The organism is Thermaerobacter composti (assembly GCF_033582035.1).
GTDB lineage: Bacteria > Bacillota > Sulfobacillia > Thermaerobacterales > Thermaerobacteraceae > Thermaerobacter > Thermaerobacter composti.
In genome coordinates, this window is record NZ_CP132508.1 from 2,062,661 (window position 1) to 2,081,895 (window position 19,235).

General features: G+C 72.6%; 16 protein-coding genes and 1 pseudogene. 4 read left to right on the forward strand and 13 right to left on the reverse strand.

The window, feature by feature from the left end; translation table 11 throughout:
• Window positions 1–420 (reverse strand): translation initiation factor IF-2, encoded by a 420-nt coding sequence (locus Q5761_RS08350; protein ID WP_135225802.1) that lies wholly within the window; start codon window positions 418–420, stop codon window positions 1–3.
• A gap of 218 nt (window positions 421–638) precedes the next feature.
• Between Q5761_RS08350 and Q5761_RS08355 the strand changes: the two genes are divergently transcribed.
• The gene (locus Q5761_RS08355) at window positions 639–1,499 is read left to right on the forward strand and encodes a DUF421 domain-containing protein (protein ID WP_318750232.1); all 861 of its coding nucleotides are present in this window, start codon (window positions 639–641) and stop codon (window positions 1,497–1,499) included.
• A gap of 279 nt (window positions 1,500–1,778) precedes the next feature.
• Here Q5761_RS08355 and Q5761_RS08360 read toward each other — a convergent pair whose 3' ends face one another.
• A complete protein-coding gene (locus Q5761_RS08360) occupies window positions 1,779–2,318 on the reverse strand; it encodes a deoxycytidylate deaminase (protein WP_256369289.1) in 540 nt (179 codons plus the stop codon).
• 66 nt (window positions 2,319–2,384) lie between these two features.
• Between Q5761_RS08360 and Q5761_RS08365 the strand changes: the two genes are divergently transcribed.
• Window positions 2,385–2,987, forward strand: coding sequence for a DUF2203 domain-containing protein (locus tag Q5761_RS08365; protein ID WP_318750233.1), 603 nt, complete (start codon window positions 2,385–2,387; stop codon window positions 2,985–2,987).
• Here the strand turns inward: Q5761_RS08365 and Q5761_RS08370 are convergent.
• From Q5761_RS08370 to Q5761_RS08385, 4 genes are all read right to left on the reverse strand, one after another.
• Window positions 2,984–3,655 (reverse strand): MBL fold metallo-hydrolase, encoded by a 672-nt coding sequence (locus Q5761_RS08370; RefSeq protein WP_318750234.1) that lies wholly within the window; start codon window positions 3,653–3,655, stop codon window positions 2,984–2,986. The genes Q5761_RS08365 and Q5761_RS08370 overlap by 4 nt on opposite strands.
• Window positions 3,656–3,697: 42 nt before the next feature.
• Complete coding sequence (lipB, locus tag Q5761_RS08375) at window positions 3,698–4,486, reverse strand: lipoyl(octanoyl) transferase LipB (RefSeq protein ID WP_318750235.1); 789 nt, start codon at window positions 4,484–4,486, stop codon at window positions 3,698–3,700.
• Window positions 4,483–5,643: a lipoyl synthase gene (gene lipA / locus Q5761_RS08380; protein WP_318750236.1), complete on the reverse strand. Its 1,161-nt coding sequence runs from the start codon at window positions 5,641–5,643 to the stop codon at window positions 4,483–4,485. The genes lipB and lipA overlap by 4 nt, the downstream gene beginning before the upstream one ends.
• 471 nt (window positions 5,644–6,114) lie before the next feature.
• Window positions 6,115–7,329: a hypothetical protein gene (locus Q5761_RS08385; RefSeq protein ID WP_318750237.1), complete on the reverse strand. Its 1,215-nt coding sequence runs from the start codon at window positions 7,327–7,329 to the stop codon at window positions 6,115–6,117.
• Window positions 7,330–7,872: 543 nt separating this feature from the next.
• Between Q5761_RS08385 and Q5761_RS08390 the strand changes: the two are divergent.
• Window positions 7,873–8,169: pseudogene (locus Q5761_RS08390) on the forward strand (YunC family protein); the annotation flags it as partial.
• A gap of 316 nt (window positions 8,170–8,485) precedes the next feature.
• Here the strand turns inward: Q5761_RS08390 and Q5761_RS08395 are convergent.
• A complete protein-coding gene (locus Q5761_RS08395; protein WP_135225806.1) occupies window positions 8,486–9,088 on the reverse strand; it encodes an ECF transporter S component in 603 nt (200 codons plus the stop codon).
• A 986-nt stretch (window positions 9,089–10,074) separates the two neighbouring features.
• The gene (locus Q5761_RS08400) at window positions 10,075–11,223 is read right to left on the reverse strand and encodes an MFS transporter (protein WP_318750238.1); all 1,149 of its coding nucleotides are present in this window, start codon (window positions 11,221–11,223) and stop codon (window positions 10,075–10,077) included.
• A 216-nt stretch (window positions 11,224–11,439) separates the two neighbouring features.
• Here Q5761_RS08400 and Q5761_RS08405 point away from each other — a divergent pair, with 216 nt between their 5' ends.
• Window positions 11,440–11,640 (forward strand): hypothetical protein, encoded by a 201-nt coding sequence (locus Q5761_RS08405; protein WP_135225808.1) that lies wholly within the window; start codon window positions 11,440–11,442, stop codon window positions 11,638–11,640.
• A gap of 329 nt (window positions 11,641–11,969) precedes the next feature.
• On the opposite strand, the gene lpdA is transcribed toward Q5761_RS08405, so the two are convergent.
• From lpdA to Q5761_RS08430, 5 genes are all read right to left on the reverse strand, one after another.
• Window positions 11,970–13,454, reverse strand: coding sequence for a dihydrolipoyl dehydrogenase (gene lpdA, locus Q5761_RS08410; RefSeq protein WP_318750239.1), 1,485 nt, complete (start codon window positions 13,452–13,454; stop codon window positions 11,970–11,972).
• A 136-nt stretch (window positions 13,455–13,590) separates the two neighbouring features.
• A complete protein-coding gene (locus Q5761_RS08415) occupies window positions 13,591–15,216 on the reverse strand; it encodes a dihydrolipoamide acetyltransferase family protein (RefSeq protein WP_318750240.1) in 1,626 nt (541 codons plus the stop codon).
• Between the two features lie 447 nt (window positions 15,217–15,663).
• Window positions 15,664–16,641 carry an alpha-ketoacid dehydrogenase subunit beta gene (locus tag Q5761_RS08420; RefSeq protein ID WP_318750241.1) on the reverse strand — a complete coding sequence of 326 codons (978 nt, stop codon included), beginning with the start codon at window positions 16,639–16,641 and terminating at the stop codon, window positions 15,664–15,666.
• Complete coding sequence (pdhA, locus tag Q5761_RS08425; protein WP_318750242.1) at window positions 16,641–18,005, reverse strand: pyruvate dehydrogenase (acetyl-transferring) E1 component subunit alpha; 1,365 nt, start codon at window positions 18,003–18,005, stop codon at window positions 16,641–16,643. Before pdhA ends, Q5761_RS08420 begins: the two co-directional genes overlap by 1 nt.
• Window positions 18,006–18,291: 286 nt before the next feature.
• Window positions 18,292–19,221, reverse strand: a complete 930-nt coding sequence (locus Q5761_RS08430) for an HNH endonuclease (RefSeq protein ID WP_318750243.1) — start codon at window positions 19,219–19,221, stop codon at window positions 18,292–18,294.
• Window positions 19,222–19,235 lie beyond the last annotated feature (14 nt).

Here is a 19,235-nt window from a genome sequence, read left to right on the forward strand (position 1 = left end):
CTACTCCCGGCCGCCCGCCGCGCCGCGTCCTCCCGCGGTCCCGCGCCCGACCACCGTGGCCTCGCCGGCCGCAGCCTCGCCGGTGCCCCGGGGGCGTCGCGCACCCTCCCGCGAACCGCTCGGGGGGGTCCCTCCTTCGTCGCCGGCACGGTCGTCCCCCGATCGCTGCCCGTCGGCGACGGCCCCCTGCTCCCCCATCAGCGCGCCACCCGGCGACTGGCGCGCGTATTCCGGTTCTTCCGCCGCCACCTGGCGGATCCGGCGCTCCAGCCCTTGTTCCATCACCCGTGCCTGGGCCGCAGCACGGCGCAGCCGTTCCCGCTCCTCCTCCGTCTGCGCCCGGGCGGCCAGCGAGTCGAGGCCGGCGCGCACGCGCTTCAGGGTCGCCGCCGCCCGCAGCAGCTTGGCATAGGTGGTCATGATCGGCCCTCCTCGCGGGCAAGGTCCCGCCGGCCCGTGGCGGGCGGGACCCCGCCCCCAACCGCTGCCGTCGACAGCGAGTATCCCCCGCCCCGGGGGCGCGTATTTCGCGACGCGGCAGCAGAGACTGCCCAGAAGGAATCCGGTTCCGCCGCGCCCGGTGGCCGGCGGGCGACGGGACCAAGGCCCGGGGACGGCGGCATGGAGGGGACGTGCGGGTGCCTGAGACGCTGCTGGTCGTCATCCGCTCCATCCTGGCCTTCGTCTGGCTCTTCTTCCTGACCCGCTTCGTCGGGCGCAAGCAGGTCTCCCAGCTGACCTTCACCGAGTACGTGGTCGGCATCACCATCGGCTCCATCGCCGCCCAGGCGTCCACCGACCCGCAGAACCGCTTCCTGGACGGCGTGGTGGGCGCCGCGATCTGGGCGGCGGCGGCGGTGGCGCTGGCCTACCTGCAGCAGTCCAGCAACGTCGCGCGCAAGTTCATCGAGGGCGAGCCGGTGGTGCTAGTGGCCCGCGGGCAGGTCCAGGAGAAGGGGCTGCGGCAGGCCCGGCTCTCGGTGGCCGAGCTGATGGAGCTGCTCCGCGAGAAGGAGGTCTTCGACCTGAAGCAGGTGGACTGGGCGCTGATGGAGACCAACGGCGAGATCACCGTGCTCAGGAAGCCGGAGTACGAGCCGCTAACGCCGAAGACCGCGGGCGTCACGACCCCGTCGCGGTCCACCTTCCCCTACGTGGTCATCGCCGACGGGCAGGTTCTTCCCAACTCGTTGCGGGCGGCGGGGAAGGACCGGGCGTGGCTCGAGCAGGAGCTCCTGCGCCACGGGGTGGACGACCCCCGCCAGGTGATGCTGGCCCAGGTGATCGGGGACCAGCTGTACGTGGACTTGCGCCAGGACACGCAGCAGGTCGTCCAGCCCTCGAGCCGCGAGGCGTTGGGCGCGGGCCTGGAGGCCCTGCAGGCCGATTTCACCAGCTGGGCCCTGGAGACCGACGACCCCGACGCCCGTCGACTGTACGAGGAGTACGCCCGCAAGACCGCCGCGCTCCGGAAGGAACTGGACGCCCTGGTGCGCTGACGGACGTCCGCCCATCCGCGCTCCAAAAGTCGATTCGCGTCCCGAAACGAGCAGGGTTCCACCGGACCGTGTCGAAGCGAGAAGCAGCGGGGTGCACGTCCTGCCCCTTCGACCCCGCAGGGTGACCGGTCGGGTTCCGAGACCAGTCCACCGCAAGCTTCCGGCCCCGCCCGGACGGTCGCCTGCCCCGCCCGTCCGGTGGCGGGCCGGAGGGTACCCATGCCCCCGGCAGAGGCGATTGCGCCACGGCGCAGCGCCTCTGCTCTTTTTACCGAACGTTCAGGAGGGTGCGCCCGCGCGGCATCGCTCGAGGGGGATCCCCGCCGTCTGCAGGAACTCCACCGCCCGCGGGTCGGGATACCAGTCGCGGTACACCACGCGCACCACCCCGGCGCCGATCAACAGCTTGGCGCAGTGCAGGCACGGCGTCGCGGTGGTGTACAGGGTGCTGCCCCGCACCGTGACGCCGTGGAGCGCGGCCTGGAGGATGGCGTTGGCCTCGGCGTGGATGGTCCGCACGCAATGCCCGTCCTGCATCAAGCAGCCCACGTCGGTGCAGTGCGGGAACCCCGGCGGCGCCCCGTTGTACCCCGTCGCCAGGATCCGGCGATCCCGCACCAGCACGGCCCCCACGTGGCGCCGCGGACAGGTGGAGCGCTTGGCCACCACCGCGGCCAACTCCATGAAGTAGGCGTCCCAGGTGGGGCGCTCCCCCTCGACGCCGGCTCCCTGCCCCGCACAGGACGACGACGTCGTCGACGTCGTCGACGGCGACGAGGATCCGCCTGCGGGTTGCCCCTTCGGCTCGCCGTGGACCACCGCCGTCCCTCCTCGTGGGTTCCGGGCGATGTTACAATAACACCAGTTTGAGTCGAGGTGACCGTCATGCCTGCAGGGGGCCGCAAGTTCTTCACGCCGGAGGAGGCCACCGCCCTGCTGCCCGTCATCCGGCAGCGCCTGTTGCGCCTGCGCCGGCTCTACCAGAAGGCCCGCCAGTCCTATCGGGAGATGGAGCAGATCAAGGCCGTCGGCTACAAGCCCGACGGCACCCTGATCATGGCCTACGACTACAAGCTGGCGCGCCAGGCGCTGCGGTCCGCGATCGAGGAGGCGAACCGGCTGCTGGCCGAGATCCACGGCTTCGGCTGCCTGGTCAAGGACGTGGACCTTGGGCTGGTCGACTTCCCCGCCCAGCTCGACGGCAAGCCGGTGCTGCTCTGCTGGCGGCTGGGCGAGCCCCGGGTGGCCTACTACCACGGCGAGCACGAGGGGTTCCGCGGCCGCAAGCCCTTGCCACCCCGTGCGAGCTTCCAGCACCGCCCCGCCTCCCGGCCCCGCCCTGCCGCGTCGGCCGCCGAGGGTGCCGGCCGCGGTGGGGTCCAGGCTCCCGACATGCGGACGAACCGGCCGGCGCCCGCCGGCGGGTGCCCGGACGCAGACGACCAGGGACGCGACGACGGGTGCGGCCCTGACGCTTCCCACCGTTAGGGCTCCGCCGGCAAGGCGCCTTCCCGGAGGAAGGGGTTCGAGGCCCGCTCCGTCGCGATGCGGGTCTCCGGTCCGTGGCCGGGGAGGACCCGGGTCTCGCCGGGCAGCGTCAGGAGCTCCCGGCGGATGCTCTCCAGCAGCGTGGGCAGGTCGCCGCCGGGGAGGTCCGTGCGGCCGATGCTGCCGGCGAACAGGGTGTCGCCCGCCAGGACCACGCCCGGACCGACGTAGACCACGTGGCCCGGACTGTGGCCGGGAGCGAAGCGGACCTCGAGCTCGATCCCGCCAAAGGCCAGCCGCTCGCCGCCGTCCAGCAGGTGGTCGGCCGGCGGCGCCACCACCGGCTCCAGCCACACCGACAGATTCCGCTCCGGGTCGCCCAGCCAGTAGGCTTCGTTGCGGTGGATCCACACCGGCGCCCCAGTCGCCTGCTTGATCGTCCGCAGGCCGCCGATGTGGTCGAAGTGGGCGTGGGTCAGCAGCACGGCCGCCACCCGGTAGCCCTCGGCCGCCCGCAACATGGGCTCGGGATCGTGGGGAGCGTCGACGAACACCGCGAGGCGGTGGACGTCGTCCAGCAGCACGTAGCCGTTGGCCTGCACCGGGCCGAGCGGATACGCCCGGATACGGAAGGGATCCTTCCGTGATCGCTGCAGCGCTTCCTGCATCGGCCTTCGCCCCCTCGGCCTTCGGCGCCTCACGCCTCGGCATCAGCCCGCGGTTGGGGCCGAGACCAGCGGGAACCCCCAGGGCCGGAGCCAGTCCAGCGCGGGCGTCCACTCCAGCCGGCGCTCCAGGACGCGCGCCAGCTCTTCGGCCGCCACCCGCGCCACCTGGTCCAGGGGCGGCGCCTTGCCCAGCAGACGCCCCATGGACGTCACGCCCCGGTCGGTGATGCCGCACGGGATGATCCCGCCGAAGTAGGAGAGGTCCGGGTCGACGTTCAGGGCGAAGCCGTGCCAGGTGACGCCGCGACGGACGCGGATCCCGATGGCCGCGATCTTCTCCCGGCCCACCCAGACCCCGACGAGCCCGTCCTCCCGGTGGGCCGCGATGCCGAACCGCGCGAGGGTGGCGACCAGCGCCTCTTCGAGGCCGCGGACGTAGCGCCGGAGGCCGCCCGGCAGGTTCTTCAGATCGACGATGCCGTAGCCCACCAGCTGGCCCGGCCCGTGATAGGTCACCTTGCCGCCCCGGTCGATGTGGAACACCTGGACCCCCCGGCGCCGCCGGGCGGCGGGATCCAGTAGGATCTCCTCGTCCCGGCCGCTGCGGCCCACGGTGTAGACCGGCGGGTGCTGCAGCAAGAGGAACAGGTCCGGCAGGCGGCCCTCCACGCGGGCCCGCGCCAAGCGCTCCTGCAGCCGCCAGGCGGGCTCGTAGGGGGTCAGGCCCGGCAGCCACGTGACGCGCAGGGCGGGGGGCGACGGGCGCGGCGCCTCCCCGCTTGCGGCGTCGGGACGAGGCCCTCTCCCCCCTCGGGAAAGGCCGCCGCTCATGCCCCGCCCGCGCCTCCCGCGGCCTCCGGCAGGGCGGCGGCCGCTCCCGCGGCCGGCACCCCCGCGCCGGCGGGCTCCGCTTCCGCCGCTCGCGCCCTGGCGCGGTCGGCTTGCTCGTGGGCGTGGTACGAGCTGCGCACCAGCGGGCCGGACTCCACGTGGGAGAAGCCCATGGCCAGCCCGATGCGCTTGAGCTCCGCGAACTCGTCCGGGTGATAGTAGCGCTCCACCGGCAGGTGGATGGGATCCCGCGTGGGACGCAGATACTGGCCGATGGTCACGATGTCGACCCGGTGCGCCCGCAGGTCGCGCAGCGCCTCCAGGATCTCCTCCCAGGTCTCCCCCAGGCCCAGCATCAGCCCCGACTTGGTCTTGATGTGGGGCGCTCGCCGCTTGGATTCCGCCAACAGGGCCAGGGAGCGGTCGTACTTGGCCCGGGACCGGACCTTGTCGGACAGGCGCCGCACCGTCTCGACGTTGTGGTTGAGGATGTCCGGCTCCGCGTCCAGCACCACCTGGAGCGCGTCCCAGTCGCCGTTGAAGTCGGGGATCAACACCTCGACGGCCGTATCCGGGCACCGCCTCCGGATGGCGCGGATCGTCTCGGCGAAGATGATCGCGCCCCCGTCGCGCAGATCGTCCCGGGCCACCGAGGTGACCACCACGTGCCGCAGGCCGAGGCGTTCGACGGCGGCGGCGACCCGCTCCGGCTCCGCCCAGTCCAGCTCCGTCGGCCGGCCGGTGGTGACCGCGCAGAAGCGGCACGCCCGCGTGCAGATGTTCCCCAGGATCATGAAGGTGGCCGTCAGGTTCTCGAAGCACTCGTAGATGTTGGGACAGCGGGCCTCCTCGCAGACGGTGTGGAGGTCCATGCCGCGGAGCAGGCGCTTGAGCCGGTTGTAGTTGGGGCCCTGGGCGAGGCGGACCTTGAGCCAGTCGGGACGTCGTCCCGCCGGGGGAGCGCTGGGGGGCCGGTCCCCGCCCGCGGCGCGCACCGTGGCGGCGTCGCGGAGCGCGGGATCGTCGCGGTGCCCCGCGGCGACGCCGGGCTGCGCCGCGGCCGGGCGGAGACCGTCGACAGGCCGGCCGTCGATGGGCGGCCTCGCTCCCTCATGGCTGTGAAGACTTGCTTCCGCGTGGCGGTTCATCGCGTCCATCGGATCGATCCCACCTTCGCAGGGACCCCGTAGCGACAGGGCCCGACGTGGCGGCTCCCGTCGACGACGGCAGCCGTTCCACCACCACACGGGCCCTTCGCCTTCGGCGGCCGGGTTCCTCCCCGGGGACGACCCGTGCCGTGCTGGGCGGCCGGGGCCCTCTCCGCCGTCCGACCGCCCCCCTCCGGTCCCGCGCCGGCCCCGCCGCAACGCGAGGCGCGGCTGCGGCCGGGGTGCGGCAAAGCAACGGGCCGGAGGAACGCCGCCGCTCTGCCCCGTTGCGACTGGCTCGTGGCAGATTGGCGCATGGCAAAGGGTCCTCCGCGCGACTGGCTCGTGGCAGAATGGCGCATGGCAAAGGGTCCGCCGCCGGCTCGCCGGCCCGCCTCGCCGCGCTCGGCGCACGGCAAAGGGCCGGGGGCCTCGCCCCCGGCCCTTTGCCGTCGTTCGTCGGCGCCACCGTGCCGCCACTCAGCCGCGGTAGGCGCCGCCCGTCTGCTCGTTGGCCGTCGCCGACTGCCACCGGGCGGAATAGTTCTCCTGGGGGTCGTAGCTCTGGGCCGTGGCACCGTACTGGGCGTGGCTCGCCGCCCCCCCCTGGCCCTGGGACGAACCGGCCGGGCCGGCCTGGCTCGTGGCCTGCCCGTACGCGCCCAGCTGGCCCTGGGACGCGTACTGGCCATAGGGCCCCGCCTGCCCGTAGCCCTGGGCCTGCTGGGCCATCCCGCCGGCGCTGGCCTGGGCCCCGGACTGCCAGCGGGCGCTGTAGTTCTCCGCCGGGTCGTAGCTCTGGGCGGTGGCCCCGTACTGGGCGTGGCTGCTCGGACCGCCTGCCCCGTACGCCCCCGCCTGACCCGGGCCCTGGGCCTGGCTCTGGAACGACCCGTACGGAGCCCCTCCGGCCTGCCCGTACGCCCCGCCGTACGGTGCGTACTGGTTAGCCTGGCTCTGGAACGAGCCGTACGCTCCCGCTTGACCCGCCTGCTGCCCCGCCTGGCCGGCGTACTGACCGGCCTGGCTCGTGGCCTGCCCGTACGCGCCCAGCTGGCCCTGGGACGCGTACTGGCCATAGGGCCCCGCCTGCCCGTAGCCCTGGGCCTGCTGGGCCATCCCGCCGGCGCTGGCCTGGGCCCCGGACTGCCAGCGGGCGCTGTAGTTCTCCGCCGGGTCGTAGCTCTGGGCGGTGGCCCCGTACTGGGCGTGGCTGCTCGGACCGCCTGCCCCGTACGCCCCCGCTTGACCCGGGCCCTGGGCCTGGCTCTGGAACGACCCGTACGGAGCCCCTCCGGCCTGCCCGTACGCCCCGCCGTACGGTGCGTACTGGCCAGCCTGGCTCTGGAACGAGCCGTACGCTCCCGCCTGACCCGCTTGCTGCCCCGCCTGGCCGGCATACGGGACGGCCTGACCGGCCTGGGCCTGGTATTGGCCGGCGGCTCCATACGGTGCCGCCTGTCCGTACGACCCCGCCGTGCCGTACTGCGCGGCCCCGTACTGCCCGGCCTGGCTCTGGAGGGCACCGGGCTGCCCCGCCTGGGACTGCACCTGGCCATACGCCTGGTTGCCCAAGCCGTGGCCGCCGGCGGGCGACTGCCACTGCGACGTGTACTGCTGCCGCGGGTTGTACGACTCGGGTGTCGCGCCATACTGGGCGTGGCTCGGGCCACCCGCCGCGTTGGCCTCGTCCATGATCGATCCCCCCTGACCGCGTCTTCCAGGGGATAGATTGCGGAGCCGTCTCGCTGCTATACCTTCCAGTTCACGGCAGGGCCCGGCCCCGCCTGCACGGCAAGCACGCGGTCCTGCCTGCAGAGTCCTGTACACGGCAAGGGTCCGGCCCCGTCTACACGGCAAGCACCCGGCGCCAGCTCCTGCGGCCCAGTCCTGGCGCTCCGGCAGCGCGACCCCGGCGCGTTCCGCCACCCGCCCGCTCCCTGCCCACCCGCCAGGCCTGCCCGCCGGTCCCCACCCTGGGCGTGCGGCGCGTGGCACCCGCGCGGGATGGTCATCGGGTCTCCGGGACGACGGTCCCGGCCGCACCATACGATGTCCTAGGCCCGGTCGCACCATCTCCGCGCCATCGCTCCGGGCCGGGCCGGACCCGTCGCTGGGCCCGACGCCGCCGGTCCGCAGGACGGGTCACGGTCCGCGCTAGCAATCCACAGGGCAGGCGGCTGCGAGGCAGGCGGCCCAGGAGCGGAAGGCGCCAGAGGTTCGAGGGAGGGACGCGACGTGGTGGAAGTTCGGCCCATTCCCCTCGCCGGAGGGACGGCCATCGGGGTGAAGGTGGAGCTGCCCAAGACGCGGCTCGTGGCCATCGCCACGCCCGCGGGGTACATCATGTGCGGAGCCCTGGACGTGCGCCTGCTCGACGACCTGCTGGGCGAGCGCCGGGTCGTGGCGGGGCGCGCCCTCGGCGTCCGCGACTTCGACGACCTCCTGAGCCGCCCGCTGCAGGCCGTCACCCGCGCCGCGGAGCGCCTCGGCATCCGCCCGGGCATGACGGGCCGCCAGGCCCTGGAGCGGCTGCTAGCCGTCGCGGGCGATCCCCAGGCCCCGGTCGGCCCGCGCGACGCGGACGACGCCTCGGCGTGAGGCGACGCCTCGGCGTGAGGCACGCCGCGGCCCTCGACGCGAAGCGCGCCGGCGCCGGGGACCCACGATACGACATCCCGAGCCGGCCGGCGGCGCGTCGCCAAGGCGACGCGCCGCCGATCGGCCGCGTTCATGAGGTCCAGGGCCTCCAGAACGCCGCCCCACCCCGCGACCACCAGCGGCGCTGGCGCGGGGCGAGGTGCGGTCCCGCCGTCCGATCGGTCCCGCGGCCCGCACGGCCGGCCGCGGACTAGGGGCGACGTCCCTCCTCGGCGGCCTCCTTGGCCAACGGCGCCTCCGCCGGGGCGGCGAAGACCGGGTCGTCCAGCACCCGCGCCAGCCGCGGGTAGGCCACCAGCGCCAGGATCCCGGTGAGCAGGCCCTTGATCAGGTTGAACGGGGTGATCGCCGTGACCACGGTGGTCCCCACCTGGCCGGCCGGCACCCCCCACAGGGGCAGGAAGACGAAGTAGTTGGCCACGGCCATCACCGCGCTGGTGCTCACCGTGCCCACCAGCATCGCGAGCCCCAACGCCCAGCGGGTCCCCAGCCGCCGGTAGACCCACGCCGCGGGCACGACGTAGGCGATGCTGGCCAGCAGGTTGGCGGAGACGCCGATCCAGCCGGCAGTCGACTTGCCGGAGAAGAGGAAGAGCAGGTCCTTCACCAGGGCCACGCTGGCCCCCGCCGCGGGACCGAAGGCGAAGCCCCCCATCAGTACGGGCAGATCCCCGGGGTCGTACTTGAGGTAGGTGGGGATGAAGGGCAGCAGCGGCGTCAGCTGGACCTCCCACAGCATGAGGAGGAACGCCATGGAGGAAAGCAGCGCGAGGCGCACCATGCGCCGAACCACCGGCATGCACCCCCTGGAGAGAGCGTGCGGGCGGGCATGAAAAAGCCCGTCCCGCCCAGCCCTTCGGGGGAACGGACGCAGGTGGACCCGTATGACCACGATTGTCCGGGTCGTTGACCCCCCGGTGCGATGCCGCTGCGCGCAGCCCGCCGACGGTGCACCCCGCCCACCGGGCCGGTGGGTTGCGGCCTCGCGCCGCGTGCGCCCCATCGCCGGCGTGGATTGCACCGCCGCCAGCGGCACTGGCACCGCCGATCGGTGCGCCACCGCCGGTGCGCTCCACTACGGGATACGGGAGCGCCATCCCGTACGGGAGCCCCATCCCGCGCGCGAGGGTCTCCGGCGCACCCTGGCCCTTCGCCGCAGCCTCAGCGGAACCGGGGGATCGCGGGAGGCCACCACCCGTCCGCGGTGCAAGGGGAGCAGTGCGCCGCCTCGCCGCGTTCGTCCGACCTGCGGCCGTCGCCGGCGTGCCGCGAACCACCCGCGGCTGAGCCCGCGCACGACCGCCGGCGGGACCGCATCGCACGTGCCGGCAACCGGGAGGTCCCGCGTCCCTTCCTTCTCCCATCCGGACTGTCACCGTCGGCTCCGGCTTCTCACCGGAATCGGCCGCGCCCTTCACCGTGCCCTCGCGCCCAGCGGCGTCGACGACGATCGCGGCCGTCGACCCGCGGCTCGGCACTCCGGTACGCGGTTCGCGGGCTGGTGCGGTCGCACCAGGATTGGCGCGCCGCCATCACCGCCGGTCGGGACTTCCACCCTGCCCCGAAGGAAGGTCATGGATTTTGGAGGTGAGGACCGTCCGGACGAAAACCCACCTCTAGATTCACTATACCAGAGATTCAGCAAGAGGCCGCGCCGATGGATTGGCCGGCCGCGTGCCGGTCGCCATGGATCAACGCCCGTCGTCGTGAAGGGAGGGGGTGTCGGGCGAGCATCATTGTGACGGGCGGCGCAGCGCAGGTTGTTCGCTGCGCAGGTCGTCACGGACGGCGTCGCGCGGGTTCCGTCGCGCGGGTTTTGAACACGACGTAGAGGACAAGCCCGGCCAGCACCTGCGTGAGCAGGGAAAAGCCGACCACATACCCCGTGCCGTGTTCATACAGCCAGCCCATGACGACGCTCCCCGCCAGCCAGGCACCGCCGAAGAGAAGGGAAAAGACGCCGAAAGCCGTAGCCCGGCCACCGGGTGGCGTCAAATCCGCCAGGGCCGCGCGCAGGATGCTCTCTTGCAAACCGAGGGCAGCTCCCCACGCCAGGATGCCGATCCAGACGACCCGCGCTGAGGGGCCCAGGGCCAGGGCACCCTCGGCGGTGAACAGCGGGAGGGCCATCAGGGTCCTCAAGCCATGACGATCGTAGAGCCGATCCAGGGCCAGGGCGGACACGGCGTCGACGGCCATGGCCAGGGCGAAGGCCATGGGGATGGCAGGCTCATCCAGCACGCCCCGGTGCTCGAAGTGATAGGCCAACAGCTGGAAGTGGGCAAATCCGGCCACCGACAGCACGATGAAGCCGAAAAAGGGCAGAAGCGGCCCCAGTCCAGCGGGAGGGTCCGCCGTACCGGCCCTTGGGCGGCCCGCCGCGGGCGCCGAGGCCTGGTCGCCTGGGCGCCCTTCGCAGCCTGGCGGCCCTTCGAACTCCTGCGGAGCCGGATAGCGCCAGCGGGTCACGACCAGCAAGGCCAGCGTGAGGGCGGCAGGGATCGCCAGCCAGGCGAAGGCGCGACGAACGCCGCCACCCTGCGCCAGGACAAAGGCCACCACAAGAGGCCCGACCACCGCCCCCACCTGGTCCAGGGCCTCGTGCAAACCGAACCCGTACCCGCGGCCCGTCTGTTGCACGGCGAAGGACAGCATGGCGTCCCGCGCCGGGGTCCGGATGGCCTTGCCGAACCGTTCCAGCAGGATCAGTCCCGATGCCACCGGCCAGTTTCCGGCGAGGGCAAGCAGCGGAGCGGCCACCAGGTTGAGGACGTAACCAAGGCCGGCGAGGAACCAGTAGCGGCCGGTCCGGTCTGCGACGCGGCCAAAAGGGAGCCGCAGCGCGTAGCCGACAAACTCCCCGAGCCCGGCGGTCCAGCCGACGACCGCCGCACCCGCACCCAGCTGCAGCAGAAAGGGCCCCGTCACGCTGCGGGCCCCTTCGTACGTGAAGTCCGTGAACAAGCTGATCAAACCGGCCAGCACGATGAACTGGAGCGCCCGGTCGCACCCCCAGGCACGGCCCTTCGTATCCTAGCAGTCGTTGCCATCGCGCCTAGGCCCTACGCCCGCTGTTACAAGGCGCCGGTCTCGGCCCCGGCCCTTCCGGGCAGGTTATGCCTGACGAACCGGATGACCGGTGGGGTGGTCGTCATGGGCTGGGCGCTGACGCTGGTCGTGGTCGGACTTGCTCTGCTGCTGGTGGCACGGCTCGGCATTTTCGCCTTTACCCTGGGCCTCGGCCTGCTTCCTTTCCTGCTGATCGCCGGCGGAGTCATCTGGGCCGTGTCGACCGTTCTCGCCCGCCGCCGCAACGATGCTGGTGGCACCGGCGAACTTCGTTGAGCGCCAGGCAACCACCAACAAGGTTGAGTGCTGGGGGATCACCGTCAAGCCAGGGCCGGCAGGGGCGCGCCATGGCTTGGTGGCGGGGGCAGGAACCGCGCCGGCTTGCGACAGCACGCCGGCTCTCAGCGGCGCGGGGCGGCGCGGGGGGTTTTCACCGGTGCTCGGCGGCGTGCCGGCCTTGGAGACCGTTCAGGCTCTCCGAGACGCGCCCTGCTTTCGGGGCCGCGCCGGCTCGCGAAGCCATGCGGCGTTCGGGGCCGCCGGCTCTCAAAGCCGCGCCGGCGAGGGCCACGCCCCAGGCCCGCAGGTACGACCGGCTCCTGCACCTAACGCTTCCCCAGCACGTGGATGGCGTGGCCCAGCCCCGCCTCCGCCGCCTCCATGACGGCCTCGCTCAACGTCGGATGGGCGTGGATGGTCAGCGCCAGGTCCTGCAGCGTCGCCCCCATCTCCACCGCCAGCGCCAGCTCGGCGATCAGGTCCGACGCCTCCGGCCCCACGATCCCCGCCCCCAGCACGACCCCCGTCTCGCGGTCCGCCACCACCTTGACGAACCCGTCCCGCTCGCCCAGCGTCAAGGCCCGCCCGTTGGCGGCGTACGGGAAGCGGCCCACCACGGGGTCGTACCCCTGCTGCCGCGCCTCCGCCTCGCTGAGCCCCACCGTGGCGATCTCCGGGTCGGTGAAGACGGGCGCCGGCACCGCCACGTAATCGGCCGCCGCGGGCAACCCGGCGATGACCTCCGCCGCCACGATGCCCTCCCGGCTGGCCTTGTGGGCCAGCATGGGCCCCGGCACGATGTCGCCGATGGCGAAGATGTTCCGCTGGCTGGTGCGCAGCTGGGCATCGACCCTCACCCGGCCCCGCTCGTCCAGCTGCACGCCCGCCAGCTCCAGGCCCAGGCTATCGGTGTTGGGCCGCCGGCCCACGCTGACCAGCACCGCGTCGGCCGCCACGGCCTGTTCTTCCGATCCGGACGAACCGGCCGATCCCCGTGCACCGGCTCCCGCCGCCCCCTCCCCGCGGGGCTCGGGCCGGAACACCACCCGGACCCCCTCGCCGCCGGGCTCCTCTTCCCACCCCAGGACGCGGACGCCGGTGTGGACCTTGACCCCCAGCTGGCGGAGGCGCCGGGCCACCACCTGCACCAGCTCGGGATCGGTGCCGGGGAGCAGCTGGTCCGCCAGCTCCAGCACCGTCACCGCCGAGCCCAGCTTGGCAAAGGCGGTGCCCAGCTCCAGGCCGATGTACCCGCCCCCGATCACCACCAGCCGCAGGGGCAGGTGGTCCAGGGCCAGGGCGTCCGAGGAATCCAGGATCCGCACGCCGTCGAAGCCAAAGCCCGGCAGCTCCACGGGCCGCGAGCCCGTGGCCACGATGCAGTGCTTGAAGCGGTAGACCTCGTTGCCGCCGCCGGGGTTCTCGACCCGCACCTGGTTCGGGCCGGTGAAGGTCGCCCGCCCCTTGACCACCGTCACGCCATTGCCCTTCAGCAGCTGCTCGACGCCGCTCGTCAGCCGCTGGACCACCGACTGCTTCCACCCCTGCAGCCGGCCGAAGTCCAGGCGCGCCCCTTCGACCACGATGCCGCGCTCGGCCTCGCGCGCCAGCCGGTGGTAGGCCTTGGCGGCGTCGATCAGCGCCTTGGAGGGGATGCACCCCACGTTGAGGCACACGCCGCCGAGGCGATCCTTCTCCACCAGGGTGACGTCCTTGCCCAGCTGCGCCGCGCGGATGGCGGCCACGTAGCCGCCCGGCCCGCCGCCGATGACCAGGACCTCCGTCTCCGTCGCGACTTCGCCGACGACCATCGCATCCACTCCCGTCTCGACAGAACCCAGGTCCCACGCCGCCGCAGCGAGGCGTTGCGTTCATTCGGTCCGGGCACCGCACGACCCGGGGCCGGGGCCGCGGTTCCCTTCGGGCCGCTGCGGATCCCCCAGGACCTCAGGCCATCTCCAAGAACAGCAGGCTCGGCTGCTCCAGGTACGCCTTGATCCGGTTGACGAACCGCACCGCGTCGGCGCCGTCGGCCACCCGGTGGTCGAAGCTCAGCGCGAGGTAGGTGATGGTCCGCACCACGATCTGCCCGTCCCGCACCACCGGCGTCTCCCGGAACTTGTGCACCCCCAAGATCGCCACCTCGGGGTAGTTGATGATGGGCGTCGACCACACGCCGCCGCCCAGGGCGCCCACGTTGGTGATGGTGAAGGTGGAGCCCCGCACGTCGTCCAGGGCGATGCGCCGTGCCCGCGCCGCCTCGGTCAGGGCGGCGATCTCCCGGGCGATCTGGAAGATGCTCTTGCGATCCACGTCGCGCACCACCGGGACGATCAGGCCCTCGTCGGTGGCCGTCGCCACGCCGATGTGGTAGTAGCCCTTGAGCACGATCTCCTGGCGCTCGTCGTCGAGGCTGGCGTTGAAGATCGGGAACTGCTGCAGGGCCGCCACCACCGCCTTGGCGATGAAGGGCAGGTAGGTGAGCTTGATCCCCCGCTCCTCGGCCAGGGGCAGCGCCGTGCGCCGCAGCTCGACGAGTTCGGTGACGTCGACCTCCTCCACGTGGGTGACGTGGGGTGCGGTGTACATCGACTGGACCATCTTCTCGGCGATGCGCTTGCGCAGGCCGCGCAAGGGCACGCGCTGCTCGCCGCCTGGGGGCACGGCCGGAACCCCGGGAGCAGCCGGGGCCTCGGGTGCGGCCTGGGCTGCCGGTGCAGCGGGACCTGGCGGCGCCACCGGGGTCGCAGGCCCCGCCGGCCCACCGGGTCGCGTTGCCGCCGGCACGCCGGTTGCGGTGGGCGCCGTGGGGGTCGAAGCGGCTCCCGCCGCGACAAGCGCCGCGCCCGGCGCCCCACCCCCCGGAGCTGCCGCCACTGGCTGCGCCCCCGCCGCCCGGGCGGCGGCGAAGGCTCGCACGTCCTCGGCCGTCACCCGGCCCGCCGGGCCCGTGCCCGGCACCAGCCGGATGTCGACCCCCAGTTCCCGGGCCAGGCGGCGGGTTGCCGGCGTAGCCAGCACCCGCCGCCCGTCGGGGGCCGGGGCACCGGGCGCGGCCGCCGGCGCAACCCCCGCCGGCGCAACCCCGGGCGGGCCTGCAGGCCCTTCCGGGCGTGCCGCCACCGCCCCCGGCGCGGCAGGAGCAGCCGCCGCTCCCGGGACCCCCGCCGCGGGCGAACCGGCTCCAGCAGCGCCGGCCGCCGCAGCTGCCGTCCCGGCGCCCGGCGCCGTCGCCGGGTTCGCCCCCGCCCCGGCGGGACCGGCCGCAGGTGCCCCCGCCCCCGTCGGGCCGGCCGCCGCCGGGGCCGCCGCCCCGGCCGGTTCGTCCGCGCGGGCCTCAGCGTCGATCACCACGATGACGCTGCCGACCGGGACCACGTCGCCCTCCTTCGCCCGCAGCTCCCGCACCACCCCCGCCACCGGCGAGGGGATCTCCACGGTGGCCTTGTCGGTCTGGACCTCCACCAGCGGCTGGTCCTCCTGGACCCGGTCGCCGGGCTTGACCAGCCAGCGGACGATCTCCCCCTCGTGGATGCCCTCGCCCACGTCGGGGAGCCGGAACTCGTAGGCCATGCCCCGCACCTCGCCTTTCCCCGTTGCCGGCCCTCGCCGAACCCTCGCGTCGACCAAGAGACCCGAACTCGCCCAAGCCCTGCTCCCGGACCGCGGCCCGCGGCGGGCCCCGACCCCCTGCGGCACCGGGCCGGGCGGGGTCCCGCCCGGCATCCGCCCGCCTCGCCGCGGCCATCGTACCGCCGGCCGCGTCCCGCGCTCCTCCCCGGCCGTGTCGCGGCCGCGGTCCCCTCACCGGACCCCCGTCGCCCGCTCCGGCGGACCCTCTGGGGAGGGGCGGCCCCGCCCACCGGCACCGGTCGCCGCACCGCACGGCATCCCACGCCCTGGCGGACTCGAGTCCCTTTCCCGGGCTCCCGAGGCGAAGCCAAGCCGCCGGGACTCGACCCCCGCCCTCGGCGCGACGCGACACGGCGCGCCAGGACGCGGCCGGCACCGTGGACGGGCTCAGAAGCTCAGGACCCGCTCCACACCCCGGATCACCCGGTCCTTGTTGGGGAGGTAGTAGTCCTCCAGGTGGAAGAGGGGCATCGGCGTGTCGAACCCCGCCACCCGGTACACCGGCGCCTCCAGGTACAAGAGCGCCCGTTCGTTGATCAGCGCCACGATCTCCGCCCCGAAGCCGGCCGTCTTGGGCGCCTCGTGGACCACCAGGGCGCGGCCCGTCTTCTGCACCGCCGCCACGATGGCGTCCACGTCCACCGGGCTGAGGGTCCTGAGGTCGACGATCTCGCACTCGATGCCGCGGCCGGCCAGCTCCTCCGCCGCCTCCTCCACGATCCGCACCATGGCGCCCCAGGTGAAGATGGCGACGTCGCGCCCCTCCCGCACCGTACGCGCGCGGCCGATGGGGACGGTGTACGCCTCCTCGGGCACCTCCTGGCGGAAGGCGCGGTAGATCCGCTTCGGTTCGAAGAAGATCACCGGGTCCGGGTCGCGGATGGCGGCGATCAAGAGGCCCTTGGTGTCGTAGGGGGTGCTGGGGATCACCACCTTGAGCCCCGGCTGGTGGATGAACCAGGCCTCCGGGCTGTCGGAGTGGTGCTCGGGGGCGCGGATGCCGCCGCCCCAAGGCGCCCGGATCACCAGCGGGCAGCTGAAGCGGCCGCGGGAGCGGGTGCGGATCCGGGCCGCGTGGTTGACGATCTGGTCGAAGGCCGGCGCCATGAACCCCTCGAACTGGATCTCGGCCACGGGCCGCAGGCCGTAGATGGCCATGCCGATGGCCGTGCCGACGATGCCCGACTCGGCCAGGGGGGTGTCGATCACCCGCTTCTCCCCGAACCGCTCGTACAGGCCCTCGGTGGCGCGGAAGACCCCGCCGTTGACGCCGACGTCCTCGCCCAGGACGACCACGCGCTCATCCCGCTCCATCTCGGTGCGGAGGGCGTCGGCCACCGCCTGGACGATGGTCAGCTTGGCCATCACCACCCACCCCCCCGGGCATCCCCCGAGGCCCCGGCGCCGCCCGCGCCGCCCCCGGCCCGCGGACGGCCCGGGTCGCCGCCGGCGGCCGTGCCCGCCGCACCGGCCGGACCCCCCGCCCGACCGCCGCGGGTGGAACCGGCCCCGCCCTCGGGCGCGCCGGCCGCGTTCGTCCCGGAAGAGCCGGCCCGGCCGGTCGGGGCAGCCCCCGCGCCGCTCCCCGTGCCGCCCCCGCTGCCGCCACCCCCGGTGCCGCCGCCCCCGGTGCCGCCGCCCGACGTGCCGCCCGTCCGCCCGAGCTCCTCCAGCAGCTCCCGCCGCTGCTCCTCGAGATGCCACGGCAGCTGGGCGTAGACGTAGTCGAAGATGCTCTCCGGCGCCGCCTTGGGCATCTGCTCGACGGCCCGGACGGCGGCGGCGATGCGCTCCCGGGCCTCCTCGGCGATGGCCCGATCCTGGGCCTCGTCCAGAAGCCCCTTGGCCATGAGGAACCGGCGCATGCGGGTGATGGGGTCGCGGCGCTCCCGCCACTCCTCCACTTCCTCGGGGGTACGGTAGCGGGTGGGGTCGTCGGCGGTGGTGTGGGGACCGAAGCGGTAGGTCACGGCCTCGATCAGCGTCGGGCCCTCCCCCGCTCGGGCGCGGTCCAGGGCCTCCCTGGTCACCTTGTAGACCGCCAGCACGTCGTTGCCGTCGACCCGGACGCCGGGGAAGCCATAGGCCACCGCCTTCTGGGCGATGGTCTCGCTGGCCGTCTGGCGGTGCAGGGGAACGCTGATGGCGAACTGGTTGTTCTGGCAGAAGAAGACCACCGGCGCCTTGAAGACCCCGGCGAAGTTGCACCCCTCGTGGAAGTCGCCCTCGGAGGTGGCGCCGTCGCCGAAGTAGACGATGAAGGCCCGCCGGTCGCCGCGGATCTTCGCCGCCCAGGCGGCGCCGACAGCGTGGGGGATCTGGGTGGCGATGGGCACCGCCACGGTGAACACGTTGACGTGCTCCGGGATCCGGTTGCCCTCTTCGCGGCCCATCCAGTACAGCAGCACGTTCTCCATGGGCAGGCCGTGGATCATGGTCACCGCGTGCTCGCGGTACGACGGGAAGACCCAGTCGTCCGGCTCGAGGGCGAAGGCGCTGCCCACCTGGGCCGCCTCCTGGCCGGCCAGGGGTGCGTAGGTGCCCATGCGCCCCTGGCGCTGCAGGTTCAGGCACCGCTCGTCGAAGATCCGGGCGAAGACCATCCACCGGTAGAACTCGAGGAGCCTCGCGTCGTCCAGGTCAGGGGGCTCCCCGACCAGGTTGCCGTCGGGGTCCAGCACCCGGACCATCGCGAAGGTCTCCTCCCGGAGGTGGTGTAAGCTGCCCACGCCGCTCCCCCCCTGTCGCACCGAACCCCGTCGGCGCGAGCCGGCCCTCGCCCCGCGAGGCTTACAAACGGTCGTTAGACACCGCCCATCCGGTTCAGTTCGGTTGCGCGGTGGCATTCCCTGCCTCGCCCCGGGCGGCTACTCCTCCTCGAAGTGGTGCTCCTCGAACTTCAAGATGCCCTCCTCGGCGATCCGGACCGCGCCCGCGCCCGGCAGGTAGCAGCGGGAGCGCCCCGAGACGACGCGTTGCCACCGGCACGATCCGCCTGTCGGAAAAGTTTTCTTGTCAAGCCAAGAACACGTGCTCGTTATGCCACTCAATGAAACTTTCATGAGGCCTCTCGTCAGCCTTGGGCAGTACCGTCAAGGGCTTGCCATGGTAGACATAGTACTCTTGCCCGTTGTCGAAGTCTTCCTTTAGCCGTCGACTGACCACCACCCGGTAATCCCGGTCGATCGTAATGTATCCCCGGTCGAACAATGTGTGAAGATCCTGTCTAAGGAACAGCCCATTGTTGACGACGTTTGGCCCGTTGGCCGAAAAGGGTTTGATGTGTGCAGCATCCAAGACCGGAAGCACCTTGGCACCGGTAACGGCACACCGACGGCGATACGCCTCCATCACGACCACTCTGAACGCTCCCTGTCCCAACCTCGGTCGAATGATTTGCTCCTTGCCGTATCGGGGTGACTCCGGCTCCCCTTCCTTGACAAGCTCTGCATCGTAGATCGCCATGCGATTCATCCGTTCCATAACGGCCTCGTACAGTCTTCGTCCAATGGGGGTTGATGTATCGTAGGTCTTGCCTTGGACGATGTTCGGGTGCCAATCCGGGGGAAGACGTATCCACTCATCGGGCGGCCAGAAGAACGGAGAGGCGAGAACCAGGCAACCGATGACGGGATCCCGTTCGGGTTCCTTGCGGGATCTGTAACGCTGGACCTTTCGCAACAATGCCTCATGACTCTCAACGCCATTGGCAAGCCCGAAGACCTTCCATGCGATGGATACAGGTAGGAAAGAGTGTCGGACGAAAAAACCTCCTCCAGCAATGAAGTTGCGCGGACTATGCAGTTTGAAGAGAACAAGCTCGTTGGGCTGAATGGCCCGGAATTCGCCTCGACCGCCCGGCCTCCAGAAGTTTACCTCCTCCGGCCTTCGTGCTGCCAAGAAATCAAACCAGTCGTTGTCGGTTACCGCGACGAAGAACTTCATCGCAAGCTCTCACC